Origin of the sequence: Sutterella massiliensis (assembly GCF_016899755.1) — a bacterium.
Taxonomy (GTDB): domain Bacteria; phylum Pseudomonadota; class Gammaproteobacteria; order Burkholderiales; family Burkholderiaceae_F; genus Sutterella; species Sutterella massiliensis.
The window spans coordinates 33863-60166 of sequence record NZ_JACJJC010000001.1; the positions used below are offsets into that span (position 1 = coordinate 33863).

At 59.6% G+C, this 26304-nt stretch carries 22 protein-coding genes and 1 tRNA gene; 7 read left to right on the forward strand and 16 right to left on the reverse strand.

Annotation, left to right across the window (positions count from 1 at the left end; all coding sequences use genetic code 11):
- The first annotated feature begins 195 nt into the window (after positions 1–195).
- From H6A60_RS00160 to rsmA, 3 genes are all read left to right on the forward strand, one after another.
- Positions 196–2505 carry an LPS-assembly protein LptD gene (locus tag H6A60_RS00160; protein WP_205101325.1) on the forward strand — a complete coding sequence of 770 codons (2310 nt, stop codon included), beginning with the start codon at positions 196–198 and terminating at the stop codon, positions 2503–2505.
- Positions 2498–3925 (forward strand): peptidylprolyl isomerase, encoded by a 1428-nt coding sequence (locus H6A60_RS00165; RefSeq protein WP_239477485.1) that lies wholly within the window; start codon positions 2498–2500, stop codon positions 3923–3925. Before H6A60_RS00160 ends, H6A60_RS00165 begins: the two co-directional genes overlap by 8 nt.
- A gap of 262 nt (positions 3926–4187) precedes the next feature.
- Positions 4188–5000, forward strand: coding sequence for a 16S rRNA (adenine(1518)-N(6)/adenine(1519)-N(6))-dimethyltransferase RsmA (gene rsmA / locus H6A60_RS00170; protein WP_205101326.1), 813 nt, complete (start codon positions 4188–4190; stop codon positions 4998–5000).
- Positions 5001–5065: 65 nt separating this feature from the next.
- Here rsmA and H6A60_RS00175 read toward each other — a convergent pair whose 3' ends face one another.
- From H6A60_RS00175 to H6A60_RS00245, 15 genes are all read right to left on the reverse strand, one after another.
- On the reverse strand, positions 5066–6355 hold the full coding sequence (locus tag H6A60_RS00175; protein ID WP_205101327.1) for a M48 family metallopeptidase: 1290 nt from the start codon (positions 6353–6355) through the stop codon (positions 5066–5068).
- Between the two features lie 23 nt (positions 6356–6378).
- The gene (locus tag H6A60_RS00180; RefSeq protein WP_205101328.1) at positions 6379–7125 is read right to left on the reverse strand and encodes a lysophospholipid acyltransferase family protein; all 747 of its coding nucleotides are present in this window, start codon (positions 7123–7125) and stop codon (positions 6379–6381) included.
- 127 nt (positions 7126–7252) lie between these two features.
- Positions 7253–9343, reverse strand: a complete 2091-nt coding sequence (glyS, locus tag H6A60_RS00185) for a glycine--tRNA ligase subunit beta (RefSeq protein ID WP_205101329.1) — start codon at positions 9341–9343, stop codon at positions 7253–7255.
- An 18-nt stretch (positions 9344–9361) separates the two neighbouring features.
- Entirely contained in the window at positions 9362–10270 is a 909-nt protein-coding gene (gene glyQ, locus H6A60_RS00190; RefSeq protein ID WP_205101330.1) for a glycine--tRNA ligase subunit alpha, read from the reverse strand.
- A gap of 162 nt (positions 10271–10432) precedes the next feature.
- Positions 10433–12040: an apolipoprotein N-acyltransferase gene (gene lnt / locus H6A60_RS00195; RefSeq protein WP_205101331.1), complete on the reverse strand. Its 1608-nt coding sequence runs from the start codon at positions 12038–12040 to the stop codon at positions 10433–10435.
- Between the two features lie 38 nt (positions 12041–12078).
- Entirely contained in the window at positions 12079–12909 is an 831-nt protein-coding gene (locus tag H6A60_RS00200) for a CorC family transporter (protein WP_205101332.1), read from the reverse strand.
- Positions 12910–12957: 48 nt separating this feature from the next.
- Positions 12958–13467, reverse strand: coding sequence for an rRNA maturation RNase YbeY (ybeY, locus tag H6A60_RS00205; RefSeq protein ID WP_205101333.1), 510 nt, complete (start codon positions 13465–13467; stop codon positions 12958–12960).
- Positions 13464–14543: a PhoH family protein gene (locus H6A60_RS00210; RefSeq protein WP_205101334.1), complete on the reverse strand. Its 1080-nt coding sequence runs from the start codon at positions 14541–14543 to the stop codon at positions 13464–13466. Before H6A60_RS00210 ends, ybeY begins: the two co-directional genes overlap by 4 nt.
- 22 nt (positions 14544–14565) lie before the next feature.
- A complete protein-coding gene (gene miaB, locus H6A60_RS00215) occupies positions 14566–15897 on the reverse strand; it encodes a tRNA (N6-isopentenyl adenosine(37)-C2)-methylthiotransferase MiaB (protein WP_205101335.1) in 1332 nt (443 codons plus the stop codon).
- Between the two features lie 100 nt (positions 15898–15997).
- Positions 15998–16074, reverse strand: a tRNA-Met gene (locus tag H6A60_RS00220).
- A gap of 67 nt (positions 16075–16141) precedes the next feature.
- Entirely contained in the window at positions 16142–16975 is an 834-nt protein-coding gene (thiD, locus tag H6A60_RS00225) for a bifunctional hydroxymethylpyrimidine kinase/phosphomethylpyrimidine kinase (protein ID WP_205101336.1), read from the reverse strand.
- A complete protein-coding gene (locus H6A60_RS00230) occupies positions 16936–18252 on the reverse strand; it encodes a 3-deoxy-D-manno-octulosonic acid transferase (protein WP_205101337.1) in 1317 nt (438 codons plus the stop codon). Before H6A60_RS00230 ends, thiD begins: the two co-directional genes overlap by 40 nt.
- A 2-nt stretch (positions 18253–18254) precedes the next feature.
- Positions 18255–19232 (reverse strand): lipopolysaccharide heptosyltransferase I, encoded by a 978-nt coding sequence (gene waaC, locus H6A60_RS00235; RefSeq protein WP_205101338.1) that lies wholly within the window; start codon positions 19230–19232, stop codon positions 18255–18257.
- Positions 19229–20686, reverse strand: coding sequence for a phosphoglucose isomerase-related protein (locus H6A60_RS00240; RefSeq protein WP_338054813.1), 1458 nt, complete (start codon positions 20684–20686; stop codon positions 19229–19231). Before H6A60_RS00240 ends, waaC begins: the two co-directional genes overlap by 4 nt.
- A 6-nt stretch (positions 20687–20692) precedes the next feature.
- Entirely contained in the window at positions 20693–22075 is a 1383-nt protein-coding gene (locus H6A60_RS00245) for a phosphomannomutase/phosphoglucomutase (protein ID WP_205101339.1), read from the reverse strand.
- A 223-nt stretch (positions 22076–22298) separates the two neighbouring features.
- Between H6A60_RS00245 and rfaE1 the strand changes: the two genes are divergently transcribed.
- Genes rfaE1 through rfaE2 form a run of 4 tightly spaced genes read left to right on the forward strand, consistent with a single transcriptional unit; the run spans position 22299 to position 25336 of the window.
- On the forward strand, positions 22299–23222 hold the full coding sequence (gene rfaE1 / locus H6A60_RS00250) for a D-glycero-beta-D-manno-heptose-7-phosphate kinase (RefSeq protein WP_205101340.1): 924 nt from the start codon (positions 22299–22301) through the stop codon (positions 23220–23222).
- 49 nt (positions 23223–23271) lie between these two features.
- Positions 23272–24276 carry an ADP-glyceromanno-heptose 6-epimerase gene (rfaD, locus tag H6A60_RS00255; RefSeq protein ID WP_205101341.1) on the forward strand — a complete coding sequence of 335 codons (1005 nt, stop codon included), beginning with the start codon at positions 23272–23274 and terminating at the stop codon, positions 24274–24276.
- Positions 24273–24845, forward strand: a complete 573-nt coding sequence (gmhB, locus tag H6A60_RS00260) for a D-glycero-beta-D-manno-heptose 1,7-bisphosphate 7-phosphatase (protein WP_205101342.1) — start codon at positions 24273–24275, stop codon at positions 24843–24845. Before rfaD ends, gmhB begins: the two co-directional genes overlap by 4 nt.
- Positions 24842–25336: a D-glycero-beta-D-manno-heptose 1-phosphate adenylyltransferase gene (gene rfaE2, locus H6A60_RS00265; protein WP_205101343.1), complete on the forward strand. Its 495-nt coding sequence runs from the start codon at positions 24842–24844 to the stop codon at positions 25334–25336. The genes gmhB and rfaE2 overlap by 4 nt, the downstream gene beginning before the upstream one ends.
- 115 nt (positions 25337–25451) lie before the next feature.
- Here the strand turns inward: rfaE2 and galU are convergent, their stop codons facing one another.
- Complete coding sequence (galU, locus tag H6A60_RS00270; RefSeq protein WP_205101344.1) at positions 25452–26291, reverse strand: UTP--glucose-1-phosphate uridylyltransferase GalU; 840 nt, start codon at positions 26289–26291, stop codon at positions 25452–25454.
- Positions 26292–26304: the final 13 nt, after the last annotated feature.

The window sequence follows — 26304 nt, forward strand, 5'->3', positions numbered from 1 at the left end:
CGAGCGCGAAGCAAGCGGCTTTTGGGGGCTTCGAAAGCCCACATGCGCTCGAGCCGCGGTCTTCACGCTCAGCTGATAAAATCGTGACGCTGTCGAATTGCCCGCCCGTTTTGCGGGTGAAATTTCGACGAAAATCTAAAGCCCATCATTCTAAAGTCCGCTCGCACGGGCTGTCAGTCCATTTCTCGCCTTCGTATGTCTCAGCCTGCCGTTCGAGCCATCGCGCTCTGCGTAGCCTGCGCCGCTGCGTCGATGTCCGCCTCAACGAGCGCGACCGCCGCAGATGCGGTCAAAGTCAAGCTCGACTCTGTCATGAAGCTCGAACCTCAACGGGCTACCGGCAGCAACGATGCCGCCAGCTTCGTTTCCGCCGACCGAATTGAAGGCAACCCCGAGGACGAGCTCAACTTGTACGGCAACGCCGAAATCCGCCGCGGCGGCTCGGTTTTGCGCGCCGATCAAATTACTTACGTTCAGGCGACCGACGAGGTCACGGCGACGGGTAACGCCCGAATTTCGCGCGAAGGCGCGAGCTTCACGGGCCCCTCGATGAGCTTTCGCATCACTTCGCGCTCAGGCGAAATGCCCGATGCCGAGTATGAATACGCACCGCGCAATATTCGCGGGTGTGCCCGAAACGTGAAGTTTCTCTCGGGCGACCACACCTCGTTCGAGGACGTGACAATTACGACCTGCAAGCGAGACGACGAAGCTTGGTTCATCAAGCTCGACGAACTCGAGGTCGACGAGTACGACCAGTCCGCTTCGGGTACGGGCGCGAGCCTGCACTTCATGGGCGTACCGATTTTCGGCTCGCCCTGGTTCGCCTTCCCGATCAGCAATGAACGCCGCTCTGGCTTTCTCACGCCGACCTACGGCATGAGCTCGACGCGCGGTGTGGATTTCTCGATCCCCTACTACTTCAACCTCGCGCCCAACTACGACTACACGCTCACACCCCGCATCATGACCAAACGCGGTCTGATGCTCGGCAACGAGGCGCGCCTGAAGTACTACAACTTCGAAGGGCAGATCAACCTCGACTGGATGCCCGACGACCGCGAAACGAACGAAAGCCGCTACGGCATGCGCGTCGAGACGCACTATCAGCGCGACAAGCTTGCGTTCGATATTGATTACAACCGTGTTTCGGACGACGACTACATTTCGGACTTTTCGGGCAATATCCGAGAATCGTCCGAAGCGGTGCTGCCGCAGGACTACAACCTCACGTGGACCGACACTTATTGGAACGGCGGCATCCGCGTCACGAAGAACCAGACGCTCAAGATCGATGATGACGATGTCGTTGAGCCTTACGAACGCGTGCCGCAGATCACGCTGAACGGATACGCAGCCGATTTCTACGGGTTTGAGCTTGCCACCACGCTCGAAGCGACGAAGTTCAAGCATCGCGAACGCATCGGCGCCTCGCGCTTCGTGTTCGATCAGTCCGTTTCCTATCCGCTTCGCGGCGCGGGCTGGTTCGTGGTCCCGAAAGGACAGCTGATCGGAACTTGGTACGAACTCGAAGATATGTCGCGTGGCCAAAGCTTCACGGAAAAAAATCCGAGCCGCGTATCCCCGATTTTCAGTCTCGATGCGGGGCTTGTGTTTGAACGCGATTCGAGCTGGTTTGGCCGTGATGCCTTCCAGACGCTCGAGCCGCGCATTTACTACGCCTACTCGCCCTACCGCGATCAGCGCGATATCCCGATTTTCGACACCACCATCGCGGACCTCAACTTCGCGACGCTCTTTACGGAAAACCAGTTCGCCGGCTACGACCGCGTCTCGCAGGCCAATCAGCTGACGACTGTTCTCTCGACGCGCTACATCGACAAGTCGAGCGGTCTCGAACTCTTCCGCGCGAGCATCGGTCAGCGTCAGTACTTCTCGGATCAGAACGTCGAGTTCCTGTACGCGCCCGAAGACAAGGAGTACTACTCGGACAACTACAGTTCCGGGCTGCGTACGGACGTGCGCAGCGACCTCCTCGCGAGCGTGGGCGCGCGCCTGGCGCGCAACGTCACGTCCGACGTGACGATGCAGTATTCCTCTTCGCAGAGCCGTCTCGTTAAGATGAATGCGGGCGTTGCCTGGCAGCCGCGCCCGATGTCGTTCCTCGGCCTCTACTACCGCTACAACTACTCCGATACTATCCTTGACGACAACATCAAGCAGATCGACCTCGCAGTCCAGTGGCCGATCACCGAACGTCTCTACGGCGTCTTCCGCTACAACTATTCGCTATACACGCACAAGCCGATCGAAGTAATCGGCGGCGTCGAATACTTGCATGACTGCTGGACGCTGCGCTTTGCTGCACAACGCTATGTCACGGCATCCAACGAAGAAGAATCCAACTTCTTTTTACAGCTTGAGCTCAACGGCTTGGGTAGCATTGGCACTAGTCCGCTCACAGAACTTCGCCGCAACATCCGCGGCTATCAGACGCGAGAAAATCTGCCGCTCTCTTCGAGCCCGTACGACTACTATGAATAAAGCCTTGTTAACGTCGATTCGCGCCGCCGTTGTTGCGGCTTCCGCCCTGACGGCCTTTGCCGCCCACGGCGCCTCGATCATGGACGGCGCGCAGTCCGTGCAGCCGGCTTATGCGCTGCCGGCTGACGCCGCCCCGCAGCCTGCTGCCGAAACCGAGACTGCCGCGCCCAACAACGAAATCGACCTCGACCGAATCATCGCTGTTGTCAACAACGACATCATCACCGAGCACGAACTCGAGCAGCGCGTGCACACGGTTGCGATCAACCTGCGCCGTCAGAACATTCAGCTGCCGCCCATGGAGCAGCTGCGCATTCAGGTGCTCGAACGACTCATCACCGAGCGAGCCATTTTGCAGCGTGCCCGTCAGACTGGCATTCGTGTTGACGACCAAATGGTGAACGCTTCGATCGAACAGATTGCGCGCCAGAACAACCTCACGATCGACGAACTGCGCCAGCGCCTCCTAGCCGACGGCGTCACCTTTGCGGCCTTCCGCAATGAAATTCGCGACGAAATCACGACGCAGCGACTGCGCGAGCGTGAAGTTGACGAAAAGATTGAGATTCCCGAGAGCGAAGTCGATGCCTACCTCGCCGAACAGGCCGGCTTTACCGGCAGCGACGTTACCGAGTACCGCATCTCGCACATTCTGATGCCGATCGACCCGGGCGTTGAAGAGGATCAGGTACGGGCCGAAGCCGAGCGCGTCGCCGAACGTGCGCGCGCAGGCGAGGACTTTTCCACGCTCGTGGCAAGTTACTCGCGCTCGGAAGATGCCCTCTCGGGCGGCGACCTCGGCTGGCGCAAGCAGCCCGATGTACCGATTGAATTCTGGGACGCGATGAAGTCCGACCTCGCCTCGGGCAACGTCTACGTCGCAAAGTCGCAGCACGCCTTCCACGTCTTCAAGCTGGTTGAAAAGCGCAACGGCGTTGAAGCCAAACTCGCCGGCGGCCCCGTCGTCCAGACGCACGCCCGTCACATTCTGATGTTCGTGAGCGACATCACGCCGGAAGCCGACGTGCTGCGTCGTCTGCACGACATCAAGAGCCGTGTCGAAAGCGGTCAGGCCGATTTTGCCGCAATGGCGCGCCTCAACTCCGTCGACTCGACCGCCACACGCGGCGGCGACCTCGGTTGGCTGCAGACGGGCGACACCGTGCCCGAATTCGAAGCAGCCATGAACACGCTGCAGCCGGGTGAGGTCTCTGAACCGATCAAGACCAACTACGGCTACCACATCATCCAAGTGCTCGAACGCCGCACTGAAAAGGAAGGCAATCCGCAGCGCATGCGAATTGCCGCACGTCAGGCGCTGCGCCAGAAGAAGCTCGCTGAAGCCACCTATAACTGGCAGCGCGAACTTCGCGACGAAGCCTTCGTCGATATCCGCGAGCCGTCGCTGCGCCAGCGCTAATCGCAGCCACGCGTGCTGCTGCTCTGCCTCCACGGGCAGCAGCATCATTCGAAAAGACTGCCGGCCTTCACGCCGGCAGTCTTTTCTTTAAGGCCAAACAAGCCCACAGTAAAAACACAGGCTTTGCCGCGCACGCAATGCGTCGGTCGCGTTAGGATACGCGCCAAACTCAGAAACGCCCGCTTGCCGCGGGCACCCCGCAACACTCCGGCCCGGAACATGCCTTCGCGCTTTATCCGAGCCGACGACATCTCCCATAAGCGTGAAACAAGAATGGCTTGAAGGGCATCGTGCCCGCAAACGTTTCGGTCAAAACTTCCTGCACGACCGCCACTGGATCGAGCGCATCGCCCGCGCCATCGATCCGAAACCGGGCGACGCGCTCGTCGAGATCGGCCCCGGCCAAGCGGCGCTAACCCGCGAAGTTATCGCTATGGCCGGACATGAAACCGCTGTCGAAATTGACAGAGACCTTGCTGCATTCCTGCGTACGCAGTTCTCTGAAGACGAACTTTCGCTCATCGAAGCCGATGCGCTCGCACTCGATTGGCAGACGGTTCTTCCCGGACGACGCCTGCGCATCCTCGGCAACCTCCCCTACAACATCTCCTCGCCGCTCCTTTTTGCGCTCACGACCGTCGCCGACCGCGTGATCGACCAGCACTTCATGCTGCAGCGAGAGGTCGTCGACCGCATGACGGCCGAGCCGGGCTCGAAGACATACGGACGACTCTCTGTCATGCTTCAGTACCGCTACGTGATGCACAAGCTCTTTGACGTGCCGCCCGGTGCTTTCGTACCTGCGCCGAAAGTTGTCTCCTCAATCGTGCGCATGCAGCCGCGCCCCGTCGAAGCGCTCGAGTCTGTCGACAGTCATTACTTCTCGCTCGTTGTGGCAGCCGCGTTCCAGCAGCGCAGAAAAACCCTGCGCAACGCCGTCTCGAAGTTTCTTGACGAAGCCGATATTGAATCGGTCGGCATCAACCCCGGGGCACGCGCCGAGGCGCTCGACGTGTCCGCTTTCGTGCGCTTGGCAAACGCAGCAGCGCTCAAGGCCAAGACCAACGCGCTCTAACGAACAGCCATCGCCTCGACGCTCAATGACTTCGGCCGAGCTCTATGCTCGGCCGACCTTTTTTCTCAGATCGCATCGACGAGCATTGCATTAAAGTCGCGCAGCGCCTGTCGCCGTTTTTTCGCGTCGGGCATCATGCGTTCGAGCTCCGACCAGAATTGACGAGAGTGATTAAATTCGACCAAGTGCGCGAGCTCGTGCGCTGCCACGTAATCGATCAGTGCGTCGGGCATCAAAACCAGTCGCCACGAAAGACGTATATCGCCGCCGCGCGAACAGGTCCCGAGCGTACGAGTACCGCGACTTATCTGCCAAGTACTCTTGGGTTTGATACGCGCGAGCGGAACCACTGCATGGAAACGCTCGTCTAGGACCCGCTTTGCCTCGCGCCTATAGAGTGCGCAAAGCTCGGCTCGAACGCTCGCCTCGTCAGCATAAACCGCTGTGGCGAGCGACACCTCCCAACCGAATCCCTCGTCGGACTCGAGCCGCCTGACGCCTGCACGAGAGGCGCCTAAGCGCAAACGCGCCCTTTCACCACGGAAATACACACCACCGCCGTCTCGAAAATCGAACTCGGCACGATGGCTTTCGCAGCGTCGACGCTGTTTTTCCATATTGGCGAAGATCCACGTCTCATTCGCTTCAAGAAAAGACTCCGTCGGCGTACGCAAGGACGCACGAACCGGGTGCCGCACGAACAGTTCGCCTCGTTGCAGAACAAGTGCCGAGCGCTTTCTGCTGCGTCGATACTCGATTTGGTAATCGATGCTACGCCCGCTTGCGAAAACGTAGTGCGCTCGCTCGGACGAAGTCGACTGCAGCTTGCCCGCACGTTTTTCATTGGGGGCTTTCGCGTGGCTGGCTGTCCCGCCGTCGTTGGCTGCCGAAAAGAGTCCCCCTTTTCGGAGCCGCGCACCGAAAAACCGCATGATGAGCTCGAAATTCGCTTCGTCGTAGAGCCCCATCGACATGAAGTCCGTCTTTTGTTCTCGAACGACCCAAAAGAACCTGGGGAACACCTCACCTTTTGAAACGCGTCTACGAAGTGCCGATAGCGCCATTTCAATCGGAACCGTCACTTCGTTCGCTCGAATCTCTCTGTCTGCAGGGATACCGATCAGCATGCATTCCTGCTCCCCGTCGTACCGGACGAGCGGCTCCCCGCTCGCAATCGTAACCGTTCGGCAGGGCACCACCATATCGGGTACATTGGTCCAAAAGGCATACTCTCGACCGGCCTCAAGACGGGCACCGGCAGACAGAAGCACCGCGGGAAGCGTCAGGAATTTAGCGCTCAAATCGGCCACAACAGGTTTGCGCCGACGGCTGAAAATCTCCAAAAAATGAAGCATATGCATGCAGGCCTCGCCGAGTGTCAGGACGCGCTCCTGCCGACCGCCTCGTCAATGAGACGCGCTGTCGTCCTTTCGATCCAAGCTTCGACCTCGAGCGTCACCTCGTGGGGCTCTCGTCCGGCGGTTTCAATGATCGGACCCACCTCAACCGTGATTGTTCCTGCCTTTTTAGCGATGCTGTTCTTCGGCCAGAAAAGTCCCGCATTGTGTGCAATCGGCAGAATGGGTGTCCCTGTCGAACAAGCAAAGCGCGCGCCGCCAGTCTTGTAGCGAACGCGCTCGCCAGGCGGCACGCGCGTACCCTCGGGAAACAGCGTAATCCACCAGCCGCGGCGCAGGAATTCGGGGCCACGATGCATAAAGTTTTCAAAGGCTGTGCGCCCCGCGGAGCGGTCAATCGCAAGCATTTCCATCGACCAGAGCGCCCAGCCGAAGACCGGAATCTTGTTGAGCGAGCGCTTGTAGAGGAAGCACGGCGGATTAACGAGCATGGCGCCAAGCCAGAACGGGTCCCACGCCGACTGATGTTTGGCAAGCACGACGAGCGGGCGCCCGTCGGTTGGCATGTTTTCCATACCTATGTTGCGTACATCGATCCCGCAGGTCCATTTAAGGAATCGCAGCGAAAGCTTCGCCCAGGGCCTGCAGATCTTTTCGTAGCGCGCTCTAAGCGACATGAAAGGCTTGGCGATAAGAAGCACGAGCGTGAGGAAAATGATCGTTACGGCGAGTGCAATATAAAAAAGCCACCCTCTGAACGTATTCATTGAAAAGTCTCCGAAAAAAGAAGGCCCGCTGCGAGATGCCTCGAAGCGGGCCGTCATCACCAGTCGGCACTTGTGGCGAAGCGTCGGCGCTTCGGCGCTCGCCCGTCAAAGTGCCGCAACGCAGCGATTACTTGGCAAGACGCGAGATTTCCGCAATGCGGTTCATGACGCGGTAGAGTCTGCCGAGGAGTGCCTGACGATTAGCGCGCAAACGCAAGTCTTCGGCGTTGACCATCACGTCTTCGAAGAACGCATCGACGGGCGCACGCAGCTTGGCCGTCGCAGCGAGCATCTTTTCGTATTCGCCCGCCGCATAAAGCGTGTCGACTTCGGGCTCGATCGTACTGAGCGCCGCATAGAGGGCCTGTTCGGCGGGCTCGACAAGAAGCGCCGCATCGACGTCCTGCGCAATTTCACCTTCGACCTTCTTGAGAATATTGCCGATACGTTTGTTGGCGGCCGTGAGAGCCTCGGATTCGGGCAGTGCCATAAAGGCGCGCACCGCAGCGAGGCGAAGCGGCAGCTCGAGCAGGCGGCCCGGACGCAGCGCGAGGACGGCGTCGACTTCCTGAGCCGAATAGCCCTGATCGCGCAACATGACGCGCAGACGATCGGCAAAGAAGCCGAGGAGCGCTTCGCGGTTGTCGACAACGCCAGCAACATTCTGCTCAACCGACCAAGCCGCATCGACCAGCGCATTGAGCGTCACGTCGAGCTTCTTTTCGATCAACATGCGAAGAACACCGAGCGCGTGACGTCGCAACGCAAACGGATCCTTTTCACCGGTCGGCATCTGATTAATGCCGAAGAGGCCGATCAAGGTCTCGAGCTTGTCGGCCAGCGCCGCGGAAAGGCTCACGGGCCCCGACGGCAGCTCGTCGCCCGCATAGCGCGGCTGATAGTGCTCGCGAATAGCGAGCGCAACGTCGTCGGCTTCCCGGTCGTGGCGAGCGTAGTATTCGCCCATGATGCCCTGCAATTCGGGGAACTCGCCCACCATGAGCGTGCGAAGGTCTGCCTTGGCCAGACGAGAAGCGCGTTCGGCATGCGCCTTGTCCGCACCGATCATTTGGGCGATCAGGCCCGAGAGAGCCTCAACGCGGTGCATGCGTTCGAGCTGGCTGCCGAGCTTGTTGTGGTAGACAACGTGCTTGAGACCTTCGACGCGCGACTCGAGCGTTTCCTTCAGGTCCTGTTCGTAGAAGAACTTGGCGTCGGCGAGACGAGCGCGAACAACGCGAGCATTGCCTTCGGAAATGGCTTTGCCGCCGTCCTTGGCAATGAGCTGCGAAACAAGCAGGAAGCGGTTCATCAGCTTGCCGCTGCGATCTCGAAGCGCAAAGTACTTCTGGTTGAGCTGCATCGTGAGGATGAGGCATTCCTGCGGAACCGTAAGGAAGTCTTCCTCGAAGCGGCTTTCGTAGATCACGGGCCACTCCGTGAGCGCGGTCACTTCGTCGAGCAGGTCTTCGGGCATGATCGGCTCAGCGTCGAGCTGTTTGGCATGCTCAAGAAGCGCGTTGACGATCGTTTCACGGCGATGCGCAAAGCACGGATCAACATAGGCGGCCTTCATGGCGTCTTCGTAGGCATCAGCCGACGCAATTTCAACAGGCGCCGTCGCATGGAAGCGGTGACCAGACGTCACACGGCCTGCCTCAAGGCCAAAGAGCGAAACGGGCACGACATCTTCGCCGTAGAGCGCCGTAAGGTGACGAACGGGTCGCACGAAGGAGACCGTCGTGGTGCCGTCGGCGAGCTGGTAGGTCATGACCTTCGGAATCGGCAGATGCTTGACAGCGTATTCGAGCGCCGTCTGCAGGCCGTCCTTCAATTCGACGCCGGGACGAACACCTTCGAAGACGAGCTGTTCGTTCTTGCCGTCCTGAACGCGCTTGAGTTCGGCAACATCGCACGAGATGCCGAGCGCAGCCATCTTCTTCGTGAGTGCGGCAGTGGGTTTGCCTTCGGCGTCAAGACCGACGCGCACCGGCACAAGCTTCTGCGCATAGGCTTCCTCGGGACTACGCGCGAGCACGTTCGTCACGCGCACCGCGAGGCGGCGCGGAGCACCGTAGGCGACGACCTGCGAATCTTCGGCGAGGAAGTGCTGATCAGCAAGGCTCTTCTTGACGCCTTCGGCAAAAGCGGCCGAAAGACTTTTGAGCGCTTTGGGCGGCAGCTCTTCGGTTTGCAGTTCAACGAGCAAATTCGTCATTTTTGTTGTCCTCCTCGCTTACTGAGCGTCTTTCTTGAGCATCGGGAAGCCCAGTCGTTCGCGGGAGTCGTAATAGCTTTGAGCGACCGAACGGGAGAAATTGCGAATGCGGGCGATGTATGCGGCACGTTCCGTCACAGAGATGGCGCCGTGCGCATCGAGCAGATTGAAGGTGTGCCCGGCCTTGAGAACCATTTCATAGGCAGGAATCGCCAGATTGAGTTCCATGAGGCGCTTGGCTTCGGCTTCAAAGTAGTCGAACTGCTTGAGCAGCTTGTCGCAGTCGCTTGCTTCAAAGTTGTAGATCGACTGCTCGACTTCGTTCTGGTGGAAGACGTCACCATAGGTCAGCACGCGATCGTTGCCGTCGGGATCCTTCCAGGTCGTGTAGACGAGATCGAAGACGTTGTCGCAGTTCTGCAGGTACATCGTGAGGCGTTCAAGGCCATACGTGATTTCGCCCGTGATCGGCTTGCATTCGAGACCGCCAACCTGCTGGAAGTACGTAAACTGCGTCACTTCCATGCCATTCATCCAAATTTCCCAGCCGAGACCCCAGGCACCGAGCGTCGGATTTTCCCAGTTGTCCTCAACGAAACGAATGTCGTTGACGAGCACATCAACGCCGAGCGCCTTGAGCGAACCGAGATAAAGGTCCACGATGTTCGTGGGTGCGGGCTTGAGCACGACCTGGAACTGATGGTGCTGGTGCAAACGGTTCGGGTTCTCGCCATAGCGGCCGTCCTTCGGACGACGCGAGGGCTGAACGTACGCAGCGCGCCAAGGTTCAGGACCAAGCGCGCGCAGGAACGTCGCAGTGTGAGACGTACCCGCCCCGACCTCCATGTCGATAGGCTGCAAAAGCGCGCAGCCCTGGCGGTTCCAGTATTCCTGCAGGCGCAGGATGACTTCCTGAAAGGTAATCATGTCGACTTGCTGCACCGCAAAGCGCGGCGCGGAAAATTGAATGGAAATTCGGCACGCGCAATGCCGAAGACAAATAAGGAGAGCATTATATCGCCGAGGCGATATGCCTTTTTTTGACCGAATCGACAAAGAATCGAATTGCGCCGCATGCGCTAAGAGCGCTCAAAGGCGAACGCGATTGCGGCGGCCTCGAAACAGCACAACAGCCGCCCCTGCGCCAAGAAGCGACAAAATAATGGCGGGAATATCCCCAAAGCGCACATAAGGCGTGGGGCACCCCGAGCGCACGGTCACCTCGGCCGAGAGCAGCGCAGCGCCCTCCTCGGGCGCAACAGCCGTGATACGCCCCTTCTCGTCGACCATCGCCGAAAGACCGTTCATGGAGACGCTCGCGGCTGGCCGGCTTGCTTCGAGCGCACGAAGCTGCGTCATGCGCAGATGCTGCGAACGAACTGCCTTGCCGAACCACCCGAGATTCGACGTAACGACAAGCAGTTCCGGACCAGTCGCCTCTTTATTTCGGCCGGCGCCCCAGAGTGCTCTCAACACCTCTCCGTCAAGATTTTCGTAGCAGATGAGAATGCCAAGCGTCGTCGAACGAATGCGTGGCGCTTCCTGCTGCATCTCTCCGGGGTGTAGTTCGCCGAGCGGAATGCCGAGCATATCGACAAACCACTCGAAGCCCGCAGGCACATACTCCCCGAAAGGCACGAGTTTGCGCTTGTCGACGAAGAGAAGCTGCGGCTCGCCAGCCGGATCGAAGTAAAATGACGTATTCCGCCAGTCTTGGCGCGAGAGCCGTCGAAAGCCGTTAAAAAGCACCGGCGCCTGTGCGCTTGTGAGCAAGCGCCCGAGTTCGTTACGCGTAGACGCACCAAGCCGCTGCAGGTCGGTTAAGAGAATCCCTTCGGCCGTGAGTACGAGATCGACCTTGTCACTGCCGGCTTGCAGGCGTTCGACCAGCTCGGCAGCGGCCGAGACACGCACGGCTGGATCGGCCTTCACGAAGGCGTTGACAACAGGAAGATCGGCTTGAATCATGCCGACCTTGAGCCTCTCGCCCGGCTGAGACCAATCGTGGCCGAGTCCAAAAGCGCCAACTGAAAGAAATGCGCAGAAAACGAGGAAGTGTCCTGCCGCAGACTGCATGCGGCGCGCATAAAGTGCGGAAAAAGCCGCAAGCGCCGCAGCGGCAGAAAAGAACACTGCCGCATTGAGACCGTAGGCGCCCGCAATCGGCGCCCAACCGGCCCACGGAAGAGCGACAAATAGATTGGCGGGCGTGAGCCACGCGAAATCCGCCAACCCACAACCTCGCAGGTATTCGCCCGCGGCGAAGAAACCCGCGAAAGCGTAGAGGACACCAGCACGAGAAGCTGCGTCACTCGCCGCCCAACCGACCAGACGCCTCGCGGCCGCCGCGGCTGCTGCGACAAAAAACGCGCAGACAGCACCAAGTCCCAACAAACCCGCCCAAGCGAGCACCTGCGGCACGTGTCCGTGCCGAACCATAGATTCGAGTGTCCAGGCAAGACCGGGTACGAACCAGGCGAGCCCGAAAAGAAAGGCGAAGCCGAAGGCACCGCGCGCCGAAGTCGCGCAGGCGACCCCCACAAAGAGTACAAGAAGCGCTGCGAAGCCCACAAGCGGCATGTCTGCAGGCGGAAACCCGCATGAAAACGCGGCGCCCGCAGTAAGCGCGATCACGCCCCGGAGGCATATCCCGGCGCGCGGCCGGTCCGCCCGAAGACTCTCTGAGGGCTTACCCATGCGTTTTCCCCTAGCTGCCGACAGCAGGACTCGCGGCCTCAATCGAGCCGCTCAACAATGAGAAGCTGTGCCTGGCGCTCGTCGGCGCGGGCGATTTTGAAGCGAAAGCCCTTCTCTTCAAGAACCTCTCCAGCCTGCGGAACGTGCTCGAAGCGGTCGGTTACGAGGCCGCCGATCGTATCGCAGTAATCGTCTTCAAGATCAGACCCGAAATACTCGTTGAATTGCTCGATCGTCGTAAGCGCCTTGACACGCCAGTGCGTGCCTTCCTGAACGATGTTCTGGCTCTTGTCCTCGCGATCGAACTCGTCGGAGATATCGCCCACAATGAGTTCGAGCACGTCTTCAATCGTGATGAGACCCGAGACGCTGCCAAACTCGTCGATCACAAGCGCCATATGGCTACGCGTCGACTTGAAGTCCTTGAGAAGCACATTCACGGGCTGACTTTCCGGAATGAAGCGCGCGGGACGAACGAAGCGCTTGACATCCGCTTCGGGATTGAGAACGAGTCGCAGCAGATCCTTGGCGTGGATCATGCCCACCACATTGTCAAGGTCGCCCTCAACGGCCGGAAACCGGGAGTGCCCACATTCGATAATCGTGCGGATCCACTCGGAGCTGTCCTCCAGAAGATCGAGCGCCTGAACCTGTGAGCGCGGCACCATGATGTCCGAGGCTCTCAGGTCGGAAACAGAGAGCGCGCCCTCGATCATGGAGAACGTATCTGCCGCGATCAGGTTATGAGACTTTGCCTCTTTGAGTACCTCAATGAGATCATCACGATCGGAGAGTTCCTCGTTGTGAAACGCGGAGGCGATTCGATTGAAAATATTTTTCGATTTCGGACTCGGGGGTTCGCTTGGCATACGTTCGTCGATAAAAAGGTGACTTCTCGCAGCGCCTCTGGATCGGGCTCAGTCGTGCACCATTCCGATGCGGTCGCTGTAGGGGTTGGCAAAGCCGAGCTTAAGCATGATCTCGGTTTCGCGGGCTTCCATGATCTCTGCTTCGTCCTCGGCGAGATGATCATAACCGTGCGCGTGCAAAATGCCGTGCACGAGAAGATGTGCAAGGTGCTCTTCGAAAGTTTTGTTCTGCTCGGCCGCCTCGCGCTCGAGCACGGGCACGCAGATCACCAGGTCGGCCGTAACGATGGGCGTGCGCGAATAGTCAAACGTGAGCACGTTCGTCGCATAGTCCTTGTGACGATACGTGTTGTTGAGTTCGCGCCCTTCCTTTGCGTCGACAAAGCGCACGACGACCTCGGTGTTTCGTTCGCACGCGGCGGCCATCCATTTGTGCATGCACGCGTTGTCGGGAAGTCGGTCAGCAAAGGCCCCTTCGTTCTGAAAGTCCACCTCGAGCGTGCGCTCGGTCACGGCCGCGGCGAGCGCCGTCTTTTTGCGTCGAATTGCCGCTCTCATGCTTTGTTCTCCGCCAAGTGATCATCGGTCTTCGTTCGGTCCTCTCGATCCTTGCGTTCTTCACGCTTGAGCGCCGCATCGTACGCCTCGACGATGCGTGCGACAAGGGGATGGCGAACGACGTCGGCAGAATTGAATTTCGTGAACGAAATCCCACGCACGCCTTCAAGGATGCCTGAAGCGTGCTTGAGCCCCGAGAGAACGCCTCTCGGGAGGTCGATCTGCGTAATGTCGCCCGTAATTACGGCCTTCGAACCGAAACCGATGCGCGTGAGGAACATCTTCATCTGCTCGGCGGTCGTGTTCTGTGCTTCATCAAGAATGACGAAGGCATTGTTGAGCGTGCGGCCGCGCATATAGGCAAGCGGCGCCACTTCAATGAGCTGGCGCTCCATCAGACGCTGCGCCTTGTCGAATCCCATGAGATCGAAAAGCGCATCATAGAGCGGACGCAGATATGGATCGACCTTCTGCGCGAGGTCCCCTGGCAGAAAACCCAGGCGCTCGCCCGCTTCGACCGCCGGACGCGTAAGCACGATGCGCTCGACCGTACCTCGCTCGAAGGCGTCGACAGCCGTAGCCACGGCAAGGAACGTTTTGCCCGTCCCTGCCGGCCCGATGCCGAAGCTGATGTCGTGAGAAAGAATCGCCTGCAGGTACGCGCGCTGGTTCGGCGTTCTGCCTTGCAGGTCGCGTCGGCGCGTTTTGAGCTGAACATCGCTCGTGAGCACCTCGTCCTTATCGGCCTGTTGCGCGCGATATTCGTCGTCGTTACCGACAAAGTGCCACTGGATGTCATCAACGGCCAGTGCCTTACCCTCACGCTTGACGCGATCAAGAAGTACCTCGAGCGCGCGAACGGCACGCAGAGCCGCATGCCGCTCACCGCTCACGCGGAAAGTGTTGCCTCGGCGTGCAATCTTCACACCGAGGATCGTTTCTATCTGGCGCAAATTCTCGTCGAGCGGACCACACAGGTGACCGAGATACGTATTGTTCGCGTCCGCGCTGAAGCTGAAGAACTCCGGCGTCTGCGCCGCCGCAGCCTTCGCATCCGATTTGTTTTTTTCCGTCATGTCCAACATCGACAAATGAATTTCACTCGTTGACGAGCTCGCCGCCGAGCGTATGCGGATAAACATCCGTAATTTTCACACGAACCATTCGGTTGACAAGCGACTCGTCACCGGGGAAGTTCACGATGCGATTATTGTCCGTGCGCGCACTCAGCATGCCTTCGCCGCGTTTAGCCGGTCCGACGACGAGCACACGCTCGACGCTGCCGAGCATCGAACGGCTGATTTCCGCCGCCTTTGCATCGATTTCGGCCTGCAGCGTCTGCAAGCGTTCGAGCTTCACATCATAGGGCGTATCGTCGGGAAGGCGCGCGGCGGGCGTACCCGGACGCGGGCTGAAGATAAAGCTGAAGCTCGCGTCAAAGCCCACCCATTTGACGAGTTCCATTGTCGCCTCAAAATCGGCCTGCGTCTCGCCAGGGAAGCCGACGATGATGTCGGTGGCGATCGACAGATTCGGGCGGGCGGCGCGCAGCTTGCGGATGATCGACTTGTACTCGAGCGCCGTGTAGCCTCGCTTCATCGCAGCGAGCACGCGGTCGGATCCCGACTGCACGGGCAGATGTACGTGACTCACGAGCTTGGGCAAGCGCGTATAGCAGTCGATCAGCCGGGAAGTGAATTCGCGCGGGTGACTTGTCGTGTAGCGGATGCGCTCAATGCCGTCAATGTCGTGGACATACTCGAGCAACGTCGCAAAATCGACAATGTCGCCTTGCGGCGAGAGGCCGCGGTAAGCGTTCACGTTCTGACCGAGAAGCGTCACTTCCTTGACACCCTGGTCGGCAAGTTGCGCGATTTCGACGAGTACGTCAACAAGCGGACGCGAGATTTCTTCCCCGCGCGTATAGGGCACGATGCAATAAGAGCAGTACTTGGAGCATCCCTCCATGATAGAGACGAAAGCACTCGCCCCATGCGCGTGCGGCGCAGGCAAGTGGTCGAACTTTTCGATTTCGGGGAAGCTTACGTCAACTTGCGGCTTGCCCTTCTTCGCACGCGCTTTAAGAAGCTCAGGCAGGCGATGTAGCGTCTGCGGGCCGAATACGACGTCGACCCACGGTGCACGCTTCACGACGCCTTCGCCCTCTTGAGACGCAACGCAGCCGCCGACGGCAATTTTCATTTCGGGGCGAAGTTTCTTCACTTCGCGGATGCGTCCGAGATCTGAGAAGACCTTTTCCTGGGCCTTTTCTCGAATCGAGCACGTGTTGATAACGACAAGATCTGCCTCTTCGAGTTCGGTCGTCTGTTCGTAGCCAAGTTCTTCGCCAAGCAGGTCGACGATGCGGGCAGAGTCGTAATCGTTCATTTGGCAGCCGAAGCTGCGCAGATAGAGTTTCTTCGCGGGCACGGGTTACATCCGGTGGCGAGTCTCCGCAAACGCGAGCAACGCGGACGGAGCGCAGTTAAACAAAAAACCCGACCTGCATGGAGCAGATCGGGTTGGAATCTGGTGGCGCATCACGGACTCGAACCGCGGACACAAGGATTATGATTCCTCTGCTCTAACCGACTGAGCTAATGCGCCGAGGAGATGAATTATGCATACGTCGACACAAAACGTCAAGAGCTGCAATCCAAATTCTTACATTTTGTTACATATTGTGGTTTATCTGCCAAAAGTGATGCGTCGGTCCGTGACCGCTGCCGACCTGAAGATCGTCGGCGTGCCGGATGGCTCCCGTGATGTACGCCTTGGCACGCTCAACCGCTTCAGGCACAGAATTCGACTGCGGGAGAAGCGCCGCAAGTGCCGACGAGAGCGTGCAGCCCGTACCGTGCGTGTTCTTCGTTGCAATTTTCTTGGCTTCAAAGCGATGGGTTTCTTCTCGTGAGAGAAGCAGATCGCTAGCCGTATCGCCCGCGAGATGACCACCCTTCAAAAGCACCCAGCTCTTTTCGCCGACGAGATCGAGCAGTGCCTTTGCGGTGTACGCCATATCTTCTGGCGCATCGGATTCCTGCACACCTAACAGTTCAGCCGCCTCCGGCAGATTGGGCGTAACGACGGTCGCGAGCGGCAGCAGGCGGCTTCTGAGTGCGCCCAGCGCATCTTCGGCCAAGAGCCGATCCTTGCTCTTTGCCACCATTACCGGATCGAGGACGACAAAGCGTGGGCGCCGCGCTTCAAGCACCTGTGCCACCGTCTCGATCACCTCGGCATCGTTGAGCATGCCAATTTTGACCGCATCGATTGCAACATCCTCAAAAAGAACATCGAGTTGTTGCCGCACAAACGCCGCACTGACGGGCAGCACGCCGAACACGCCCCGCGTGCTCTGCGCCGTAAGAGCGGCGACCACGCCGCAGGCGTAGGCCCCGCAGGCCGACATTGCCTTGATGTCGGCAAAGATCCCGGCGCCCCCCGAAGGGTCCACGCCGGCAATACTCACGACATTTGGGATTCGAGCTTCCTTGCGTTCTTCCATAGCTTGTCCAGAATCGTCATCATGCGGCCGGTCGCGCCGGCGTATTCCTTGGCGAATCGCTTGGCTTCTTCGCCGATTTGTCTACCCTCTTCTGGCACGTCAAGCCAGCGCTCGAAGCGTGCGAGCGCTTCTGCTGGATCGGCTGCCTGACACATGGCACCGTGCGCAAGACCGTCTCGAATAATTTTGTCGAAATTGAAAATCGACGGGCCGACCACGACGGGAGAACCCGCCATAGCGGGTTCAATCACGTTCTGGGAACCGAAGTTTTCGAACGAGCCACCCATGGCGGTCATATCAGCGAGCGCACAATAGAAGCTCATTTCGCCCATACTGTCGCCGAGCACAATCTCCGCATCGGCAGGGATCGACGCAGGATCGCGCAGCGTCGAGCGCAAAACAACCTTGAAGCCTTCACTCTCAAATGCAGCACGTGCTTCATCAAAGCGCTGCGGGTGACGCGGCACGACAAAGACATGCGCACGCTCGCAAAGGCTGCGCCGCTCAAGGAGGGCCTTGGCGAAGCGAACCTCTTCGCCTTCGCGTGTCGAAGCGATCAGAATGACCGGCCGAGCAAGCTTCGCTCGCCAATCGCGCGCGGCTGCTGTTTGTGACGCGTCGGGCACGAGATCGAACTTGATGCTCCCCGTCACCGTCACATGCTGGGCCCCCAGGCTCTTCAGACGCGCCTCGTCCTCCGCGCTCTGCGCGAGCACAGCGGCAAACGAAGCAAAGGCTGGCCGCAACACGTCAATCGCACGCTCGGCCTGAGAACGGGACTTTTCGCTCTCGCGCGCGTTGGCAAGCACCATTGGAATCGAACGGCGCTGCGCTTCGCGCATCACGTTGGGCCAAACTTCCGTCTCCATGATGATCCCCATCGTCGGACGGGTCTGACGGAAGAACTTCTCGACCGCGTAGGGCGCATCGTACGGGAGATAGCACTGGTGGATGCGCCCGGGAGCGAGACGCACGAGTTTTTCACCGGCTTCACGCCCCGTCGGGGTCATATGCGTCAGAAGTACATCACAGTCGGGCCAGGCTTCAAGCATGGCTTTGAGCAACGGCCCCGCGGCATTGGTTTCGCCCACAGAGACCGCGTGAATCCAAATGCGCGGCCTGTCCGTTCGGCGCAGCGGATAGGTCCCCCATGCGAAGCGCTCGTCCCAAAATTCTCTGTAAGCGGGCTGCTTGCGGGAGCGCCACATCAAATAGAGGCTAGCGATCGGCAGCGCCACCATTGTGACGGCTCGGTAGATACCAGGTGTCAGTTTCATTTTCAAAAGGAAATCGGTGAACCGGTGCCTGCCGTCACCCGCGAAAGCGCTGCCGAAACGTCCTCAACGCTCGGCATGCAGTTAACGCCGCCGAGTGACTCAACGGGACCGTCGCCGACAAGATGGAGCACCTCGATCGGCGTCGAAACAAAGATGCCGACGCTCGGTCGGCCGAGTGCGGCTGCCAAATGCGCAAGCCCCGTGTCGACCCCGACGACGGCTTGCGCCCGGGCAAGCGACGCAGCCACGCGATCGAGCCCCGCACGCGGCAAAACACGCGCGTTGGACAACGCCGCTGCGACTCGCTTGACGCGCGCCTCTTCTTCTGCATTGCCCCAGTAGAGGTCTATAGGATGACCAGAACGCTCGAGCATTCGCCCGAACTCAATCCAGTTCGCCTCGGGCCAAAGCTTCTCGTCACGACTTGTATTGACGGCAAAAGCAACCGTACTTGATCTCGGTTCCGCGACGGGTTCGGCTGTCGCCCGCAGACCGAAAACAGGATTGGTCTCATCGATTTCGTAGCCGAGCGTCTGTGCAGCAGCCAAGCGATAGCGGCGTACGGCGCCGAGCGACGCCGGCAGATCGAGTGTCTTTGCGTACGCAAAGCTCGCAAGCGGTTCACGCACCGTCGAACGCGAGTACCCCGTCACGGGAACACCCGCCCACTTGGCAGCCAGCGCCGAACGCATGAGGCCTTGAATGTCGAGCACCACGTCATAGTGCTCGCCGCGCATCGCCGCCTTGAGCGCACTCACCTCGCTGCGAGTGCGTTCGCTCAGAATCGACTTGCGCCAGCGGCGGAACGCCGTGACATGCACGCGACGCACCGCAGGTGCGAGTGTCGGGATAGCTTGGAAGCTCTCCTCTGCGAGCCAATCAATCTGCGCATCAGGCAAAGCCTTCCGAATGTCATGCGCGACAGGAAGCGCGTGAATGATGTCGCCCATGGAGGACGATTTGACAATCAGAATCTTCACTGCCGATCCGCCTCTTCCCGAAGGATGCGCGCGGGATCGCCGCCCGCTTCGGCGCGTTTGCTCAAGCGCTTGCCGAGCTCGACCCCTGGCTGATCGAACGGATTGATGCCGAAAAGCGAGCCAAGCATCGTCGTTTTGTGCTCGTACATCGCCATGAAGGCACCGAGGCGGCGCGGCGTTACTGCGTCGAACACGATCGTCGAGACGGCATTGAAATAGGGACTCGCCGGATCGCGCATCACAAGCGCCTCAGCCTGCGCGCGCGCGTTGGCGAGCAGCACGCGGTAGTGTTCGGCATAGCGGTGACCCGGCATTTCGCTCCAGACGATGTCGATGCTCGTGCGCCCCGTGCCTTCACGCAGCCACTGATAGAAGCTGTGCTGCGCTTCGTTGCCGTTCGAGCCCCAGACGCTCAGTCCCGTATGGCCGGGGATTCGTTCGCCTTCGGGAGTAACAGTCTTGCCGAGCGACTCCATTTCAAGCTGCTGCAGCCACGGAACCGTCACGCGCAAGCGTTCGTCATACGGAAGCATGCAGTGCGAAGTGATTTCAAGACGCGTCGCGTTCCAATAGGCCATAAGCGCGAGTAGCGCCGGCAGATTTTCTTCGACCGGCGTATTGAACGCATGGCGGTCCATTTCATTGGCACCCTGTAAGAACTCACGAAAAGTTTCCGCGCCAAGTCCGATCGCGAGCGGCAGCCCGATCGCGCTCCAGACCGAGAAGCGACCACCCACCCAATCCCAGAGGTGGAAGAAATTCTGCGCAGGCAGACACATGACATCGGCAGCATGCGGATTCGCAGAAACGACCACCATGTGCTTGGCGCGGTCCGCGCCGACAATGCCGTTATCAAGAAGCCATTGATCGACCGCCGCGGAATTGACCTGCGTTTCGCGCGTCGTAAAACTCTTCGAGGACACGACCACGAGCGTCGAGCGCGGGTTGCATTGCGCGAGAATGCGCTCAAGAAGTACGCCGTCAACACTCGAGAGGAAATGCAGATGAATGTCGGCTTTGGCTGGATGAAGCGCATGCCAGACGGCGTGCGGCCCCATTTCAGAACCGCCGATGCCGATATTGATCACGTCCGTGATGCGGTCGCCGCGACAGCCGCGCCAGCGTCCGTCGCGCACCATGGTCGCAAAGTTGAGCATGCGCTCGCGTTCGCGCGCGACCTCTTCGTAGTGCGGTGCACGCGGATTCCACGATCGCAGCGACGTATGCAGCGCCGCACGACCTTCAGAGGCATTGACGACTTCGCCCTGCACCATGCGCTTGAACGCATCGAGCAGCCCCTTGCTCTCGGCAAGTTCGAGCAAACGTTTGAAATCGTCGGCGCTCAAGCGCTGCCTGGAGATATCGAGACGAATGCCGCAGGCCGTCGCCGAGGTATTCACGCCGGCACTGTCACGCAGAAACGGCAGGAGCATCGCTTTGGTGCGATTCTTCACGATGGTTTACTCCGGAATCTGAATGGAAGGATCGACGCGGCGCATTTCGGCCGTAAAGCGTTCGGCCACGCGCTTGAGCGCTTCAGGCGTGTCGCCCTCGAAGCGGACAACGATGACGGGCGTCGTGTTCGACGCGCGCGCAAGCGCAAAGCCATCACGCCACTCAACACGAACGCCGTCGACCTTGATCACGTCGACCGCGTCGTCGAATCGGCAGGCTTCGCGGAAGCGTTCGATAAAGGCCTTGTTTTCACCTTCCTTGGTCGGGATCTGAATTTCGGGCGTATTGACGGCGTTCGGCAGTCCCGCGAGCACATCCGAGGGATGCTCGGCGCGCGAAAGAATTTCGAGCAGGCGAAGCGCAGCGTAGAGACCGTCATCAAAGCCCGTCCAACGCTCGTCGTTAAAGAAAAGGTGCCCGGACATTTCGCCCGCGAAAGGCGCATTGGTTTCACGGAGCTTGCCCTTCACAAGCGAGTGTCCCGTCGGACTGATTGTCGGTACGCCGCCGTGTTCGGCGATCCAATCGACGAGCTTGCGCGAACACTTAACGTCGTAAACAATACGTTCTCCCGGATGCTTTTCGAGAATGTCCGCCGCAAAAAGCATCATCAGGCGGTCCGGGAAGATGATTTCCCCTGTCTTCGTCACAACGCCGAGGCGATCGCCGTCGCCATCGAGTGCAAAGCCGTAGTCGGCACCCGTACGCTTCACTTCGGCAATGAGATCGCTGAGGTTCGCCGGCTTCGACGGATCGGGATGGTGATTGGGAAAATGACCGTCAGGCTCGCAGTAGAGCCCGACCGCCTCGACGTCGAGCTGCCCGAGAAGACGCATCATCACGGGACCGGCGATGCCGTTACCCGCGTCGGCAACAACCTTGAGGCGGCGCTCGATCTTGAGACCGTCAAGCGCCTTGGCCATGTAGTGTTCGACCACATCGACACGATCGACCTTGCCCGGCTCGGACGCGACGCGCCAGTCTTCCTCGAGCACGCGACGGCGCACGACCTGAATGTCCTCAGCCGCGAGCGTCACCCCCGCCACCATCATCTTGAGACCGTTGTATTCGGGCGGATTGTGCGAACCCGTCACTGCCACACCCGTACCGCAACCGAAATGCTTCGTTGCAAAATAAAGCACGGGGGTCGGCACGGCGCCGATATCGATGACGCGAATGCCCGTCGAAGCAACGCCTTCGACGAGCGCAGCGCTCAGGCGCGGACCGGTGAGTCGCCCGTCGCGACCGATGCAGAATGTATCGACGCCACGCTCGAGCGCCATCGTTCCGAGTACCTTGCCGACAGCGCAGACGACGTCTTCGGTCAGCGTCTCGTCCACAATGCCGCGAATGTCATATGCCTTGAAAATAGACGCATCAGCTTGCATCGGTCATCCTTTTTCGGTTTCTGTCTTGATCGCGGGTTCAATCACCCTAAACTGGGTATTTTACCTGCGCTCCATTGTTCTCGGCTGAAGAGTTCCGCTCCTTGCCCCCTGCCGCAAAAGGCCGCCAGCAAGTAAAATCGCCCGAAATCAACAGTAAATTTGGCCAGGCAAAATCCTGCGACTCACGTGAGTCTGGGTGTTTCTGCCGAAGGCCTTGGCTCCTATGGATAAATCCGTCATCAGCGCAGCCCGCGTTCTCGTCGCGGGCGACGCCATGCTCGACCGCTATTGGTTCGGCGACGCCGAACGCATTTCCCCGGAAGCGCCCGTGCCCGTCGTTCGCGTTACGCGAACCGAAGAGCGCCTCGGCGGCGCGGCCAACGTCGCGCGCAACATCGCCGGCATCGGCGCACAGTCGACGCTCCTTTCCGTCGTTGGCAACGACGAACCCGGCCGCCGCATCGAAGCGCTGCTTAAGCTCGCCTCGATCACGCCCAAGCTCGAATTTGACAATTCGCTCGCTACCACGGTGAAGCTGCGCGTCGTAGCGCGCCAGCAGCAGATGGTGCGCTGCGATTTCGAGTCGATGCCTGCTGAAGAATCGCTTCTGCGGCACCTCGACAACTTCAAGGCGCTTCTGAATAAAACGAATGCGCTCGTGCTCTCCGACTACGGCAAGGGCGGCCTCTCGCACATCTCCCAGATGATCGAAGCCGCGCGCGCCAAACGCATCCCGATTCTGATCGACCCGAAGGGCGACGACTACAGCCGATACGCCGGTGCAACGGTTATTACGCCCAACCGTGCAGAACTCCGTCAGGTGGTTGGCCCCTGGCACTCGGAGTCCGAGCTCACGGAAAAAGCGCAGAACCTGCGCGAAGCGCTCAACCTCGACTACCTGCTTCTCACGCGAAGCGAAGAAGGCATGACGCTCTTTAAGCGCGACGGACAGACGTCTGTGGCTGCTCAGGCACGCGAAGTCTTCGACGTCTCGGGCGCAGGCGACACCGTGATCGGGATTCTTTCGGCGATGCTCGCTACCGGCATGCCGATCGAAGATGCGGTACGCATCGCCAACCGCGCCGGCGGCATCGTGGTGGGGAAGCTCGGCACGGCTGCGGTATCCTACGAAGAACTGTTCGGCTGACGCGCAGCGTGCTTTTCGGCACCCGCTCGAGCCATAGGAAATTTAGACCATGAGCATTCTCGTTACCGGCGCGGCCGGCTTCATCGGCTGCAACAACGTTCTCGCACTCAATGCACGAGGCGTCACCGACATCATCGCCGTCGACAACCTCGAAAAAAGTGAAAAGTTCGTAAATCTCGCCAAGTGCCAGATTTCGGACTACTTCGACAAGCGCGACTTCATCGCCCGCGTGCGTGCCGGCACGGCGCCGCGTCCGAACGCCATATTCCATCAGGGCGCCTGCTCCGACACGATGGAACAGGACGGCCACTACATGATGGAGAACAACTACCGCTACACGCTCGACCTCTACCGCTGGGCGCAGGAACTTCGCATTCCCTTCATCTATGCGTCCTCTGCCGCAACCTACGGCGCGCATACCGAATTCGTTGAAGACCGCCGCTTTGAGGGTCCGCTCAACGTCTACGGCTACTCGAAGTTCCTGTTTGACCAAGTCGTTCGCCACGACTTCAATTACCTGCGCGCTCCCGTGATCGGCTTGCGCTACTTCAATGTCTACGGCCCGAACGAACAGCACAAGGGGCGCATGGCGTCCGTTGCCTTCCATCAGTACTTCCAGTACCGCAAAGACGGCAAAGTCAAGCTCTTCGAAGGATGCCTCGGCTACGCCAACGGCGCACAGATGCGCGACTTCGTTTACGTCGAGGACGTTTGCAACGTGCTCATGCACTTCCTCGACCGCCCGGTGAGCGGCATCTACAACTGCGGCACCGGCCGTGCGCAGCCTTTCAACGATGTCGCGCTCTCGGTTGTCAACGCCATCCGCGAATCCGAAGGCCGCGAAACGCTGAGCCTCGAAGCGGCCGTCGCCTCGGGAGAAATCGAATACATCGCCTTCCCCGAAGCCCTCAAGGGCAAGTACCAAGCGTACACGCAGGCCAATCTCGAGAAGCTCCGTGCCTCGGGTTGCGACGTGCCCTTCCGCACGGTACAGGAAGGTACGCGCGACTACATTCGCAAGCTCCTCGTCGAATACCCGAACGGCGAGCGATGATGCGCCGCGCCGCATTTCTCGATCGGGACGGTGTCATCAACGTCGACCACGGCTACGTGCACAAAGTCGACGAATTCGAGTGGGTGCCGGGCGTCCTTGAAGCCGCCCGAGCACTCAAGGACGCTGGCTACGCGCTCGTGGTCGTCACCAATCAGTCCGGCATTGGTCGAGGTTACTACTCGGAAGCCGATTTCGAGCAGCTCACCGACTGGATGAAAGCGGCGTTTGCCCGTGCGGGCGCACCGCTCGAGGGCGTCTATTTCTGCCCGCACCATCCGGAAAAAGCGCTTGCGCAATATCGTTTGGACTGCGGCTGCAGAAAACCGCAGCCGGGACTGTTGCTTCGCGCCGCGCAAGAGCTCGATCTCGATCTTGGCGCAAGCATCATGTTCGGCGACAAACCGGGCGACTGCACAGCCGGACGTGCGGCGGGCTGCCCGGAGCGCGTACTGCTTGGCACCGATGGCAAAGCGCTTCCCGACATCGCTTCGGCTCCCGACGCCACCCGCTCGGCACGCTCGCTTGCCGAGGCCGTTGCCTCCCCATGGTTCAAAGAGATCGCCCAATGAGCAAGCACCTTCCCGTCCCCGACTTTGAGAAAAAAGTCGTCTCGCTCGACGAGCTCGCCGAGCGCGCTGCAGAGCTGCCGCATCCGGTGGTTTTCACGAACGGCGTTTTTGACATCCTGCATCGCGGTCACGTCACCTATCTCGCACAGGCCCGTGCTTTGGGTGCAAGTCTCGTCGTTGCCGTCAACAGCGACAGTTCCGTCAAGATGCTCGGCAAAGGCGATGACCGCCCGATCAATGCTCAAGCCGACCGTGCCGCCGTTCTCGCCGCGCTTGAATCGGTCGACCTCGTCGTGATTTTCGAAGAAAAAGTGCCCTTGAAGCCCCTCGAGCTCGCCCGCCCCGACATTTATGTCAAGGGCGGTGACTACGAGATCGAGACGCTCCCGGAAACGAAGCTTGCCGCCACATGGGGCGGCAAGGCCGTTGCCGTTGCGTTTGAGCATGAAAAGTCGACAACGCGGCTTCTCGAAAAAATTCGTGCCGGCTGATAAGTATTCCGGCACTGAAGACAGCACTCCGTCAATACGAACAAATAAAGCCGGTTGCAGCATTCCAAAACTGCAACCGGCTTTTATTTGCGCTTATGTTCCGTCAGCTATCGCGTCAGTTGATGGCAAAGCCGCGCTTGCGTGCGTAGTGCACCGTCGCATCGAGGAACCCCTGCTTGCTGCCGCAGTCAAAGCGCGTGCCTTCAAAGCGATGAGCGTAGCACGGCGAATCCGTCAGCAAGCCGTCAATACTGTCGGTGAGCTGAATTTCACCGCCGATACCGGGCTTCTGACCTTCGAGGTAGTCAAAGATTTCGGGCTCGAACACATAGCGGCCGATCACCGCCAGGCGCGAAGGTGCAACAGCGGGTTCGGGCTTTTCAACGATGCCGCGCAAGCGAGAAGTCGTCTGCGAAGCATCGTCAACGCTCACGATGCCGTACTTCTTGGTTTCTTCGGGCGCTACATCCTGGACAGCGACGACCGAGCCGCCACCCATGGCAGCGCGCGCCTCGACGAGCTGACCGATGCAGGATGTCTTGCCGTCGATCATGTCGTCGGCGAGCATGACGGCAAAAGGCGCATCCCCCACAGCAGGACGCGCACAAAGAACGGCGTGACCGAGACCGAGCGGTTCGGGCTGGCGGATATAGATGCACTTAACACCGGGAGGCACAATCCCACGAACGATTTCAAGCAGTTCGGTTTTCCCCTTGGAGAGCAGGTCGCGCTCAAGCTCGGGGTGCGTATCGAAATGGTCTTCGATCGCGCGCTTGTTGCGACCTGTGACAAAAATCATTTCGGTAATGCCGGCAGCAGCCGCTTCTTCAACCGCGTACTGAATCAGCGGCTTGTCTACCACGGGGAGCATTTCTTTGGGCATGGCCTTCGTGGCCGGCAAAAAGCGCGTGCCAAGACCGTTGACCGGAAAAACAACTTTGCGGACGGGCTTCATTTAAGGTTCCTTT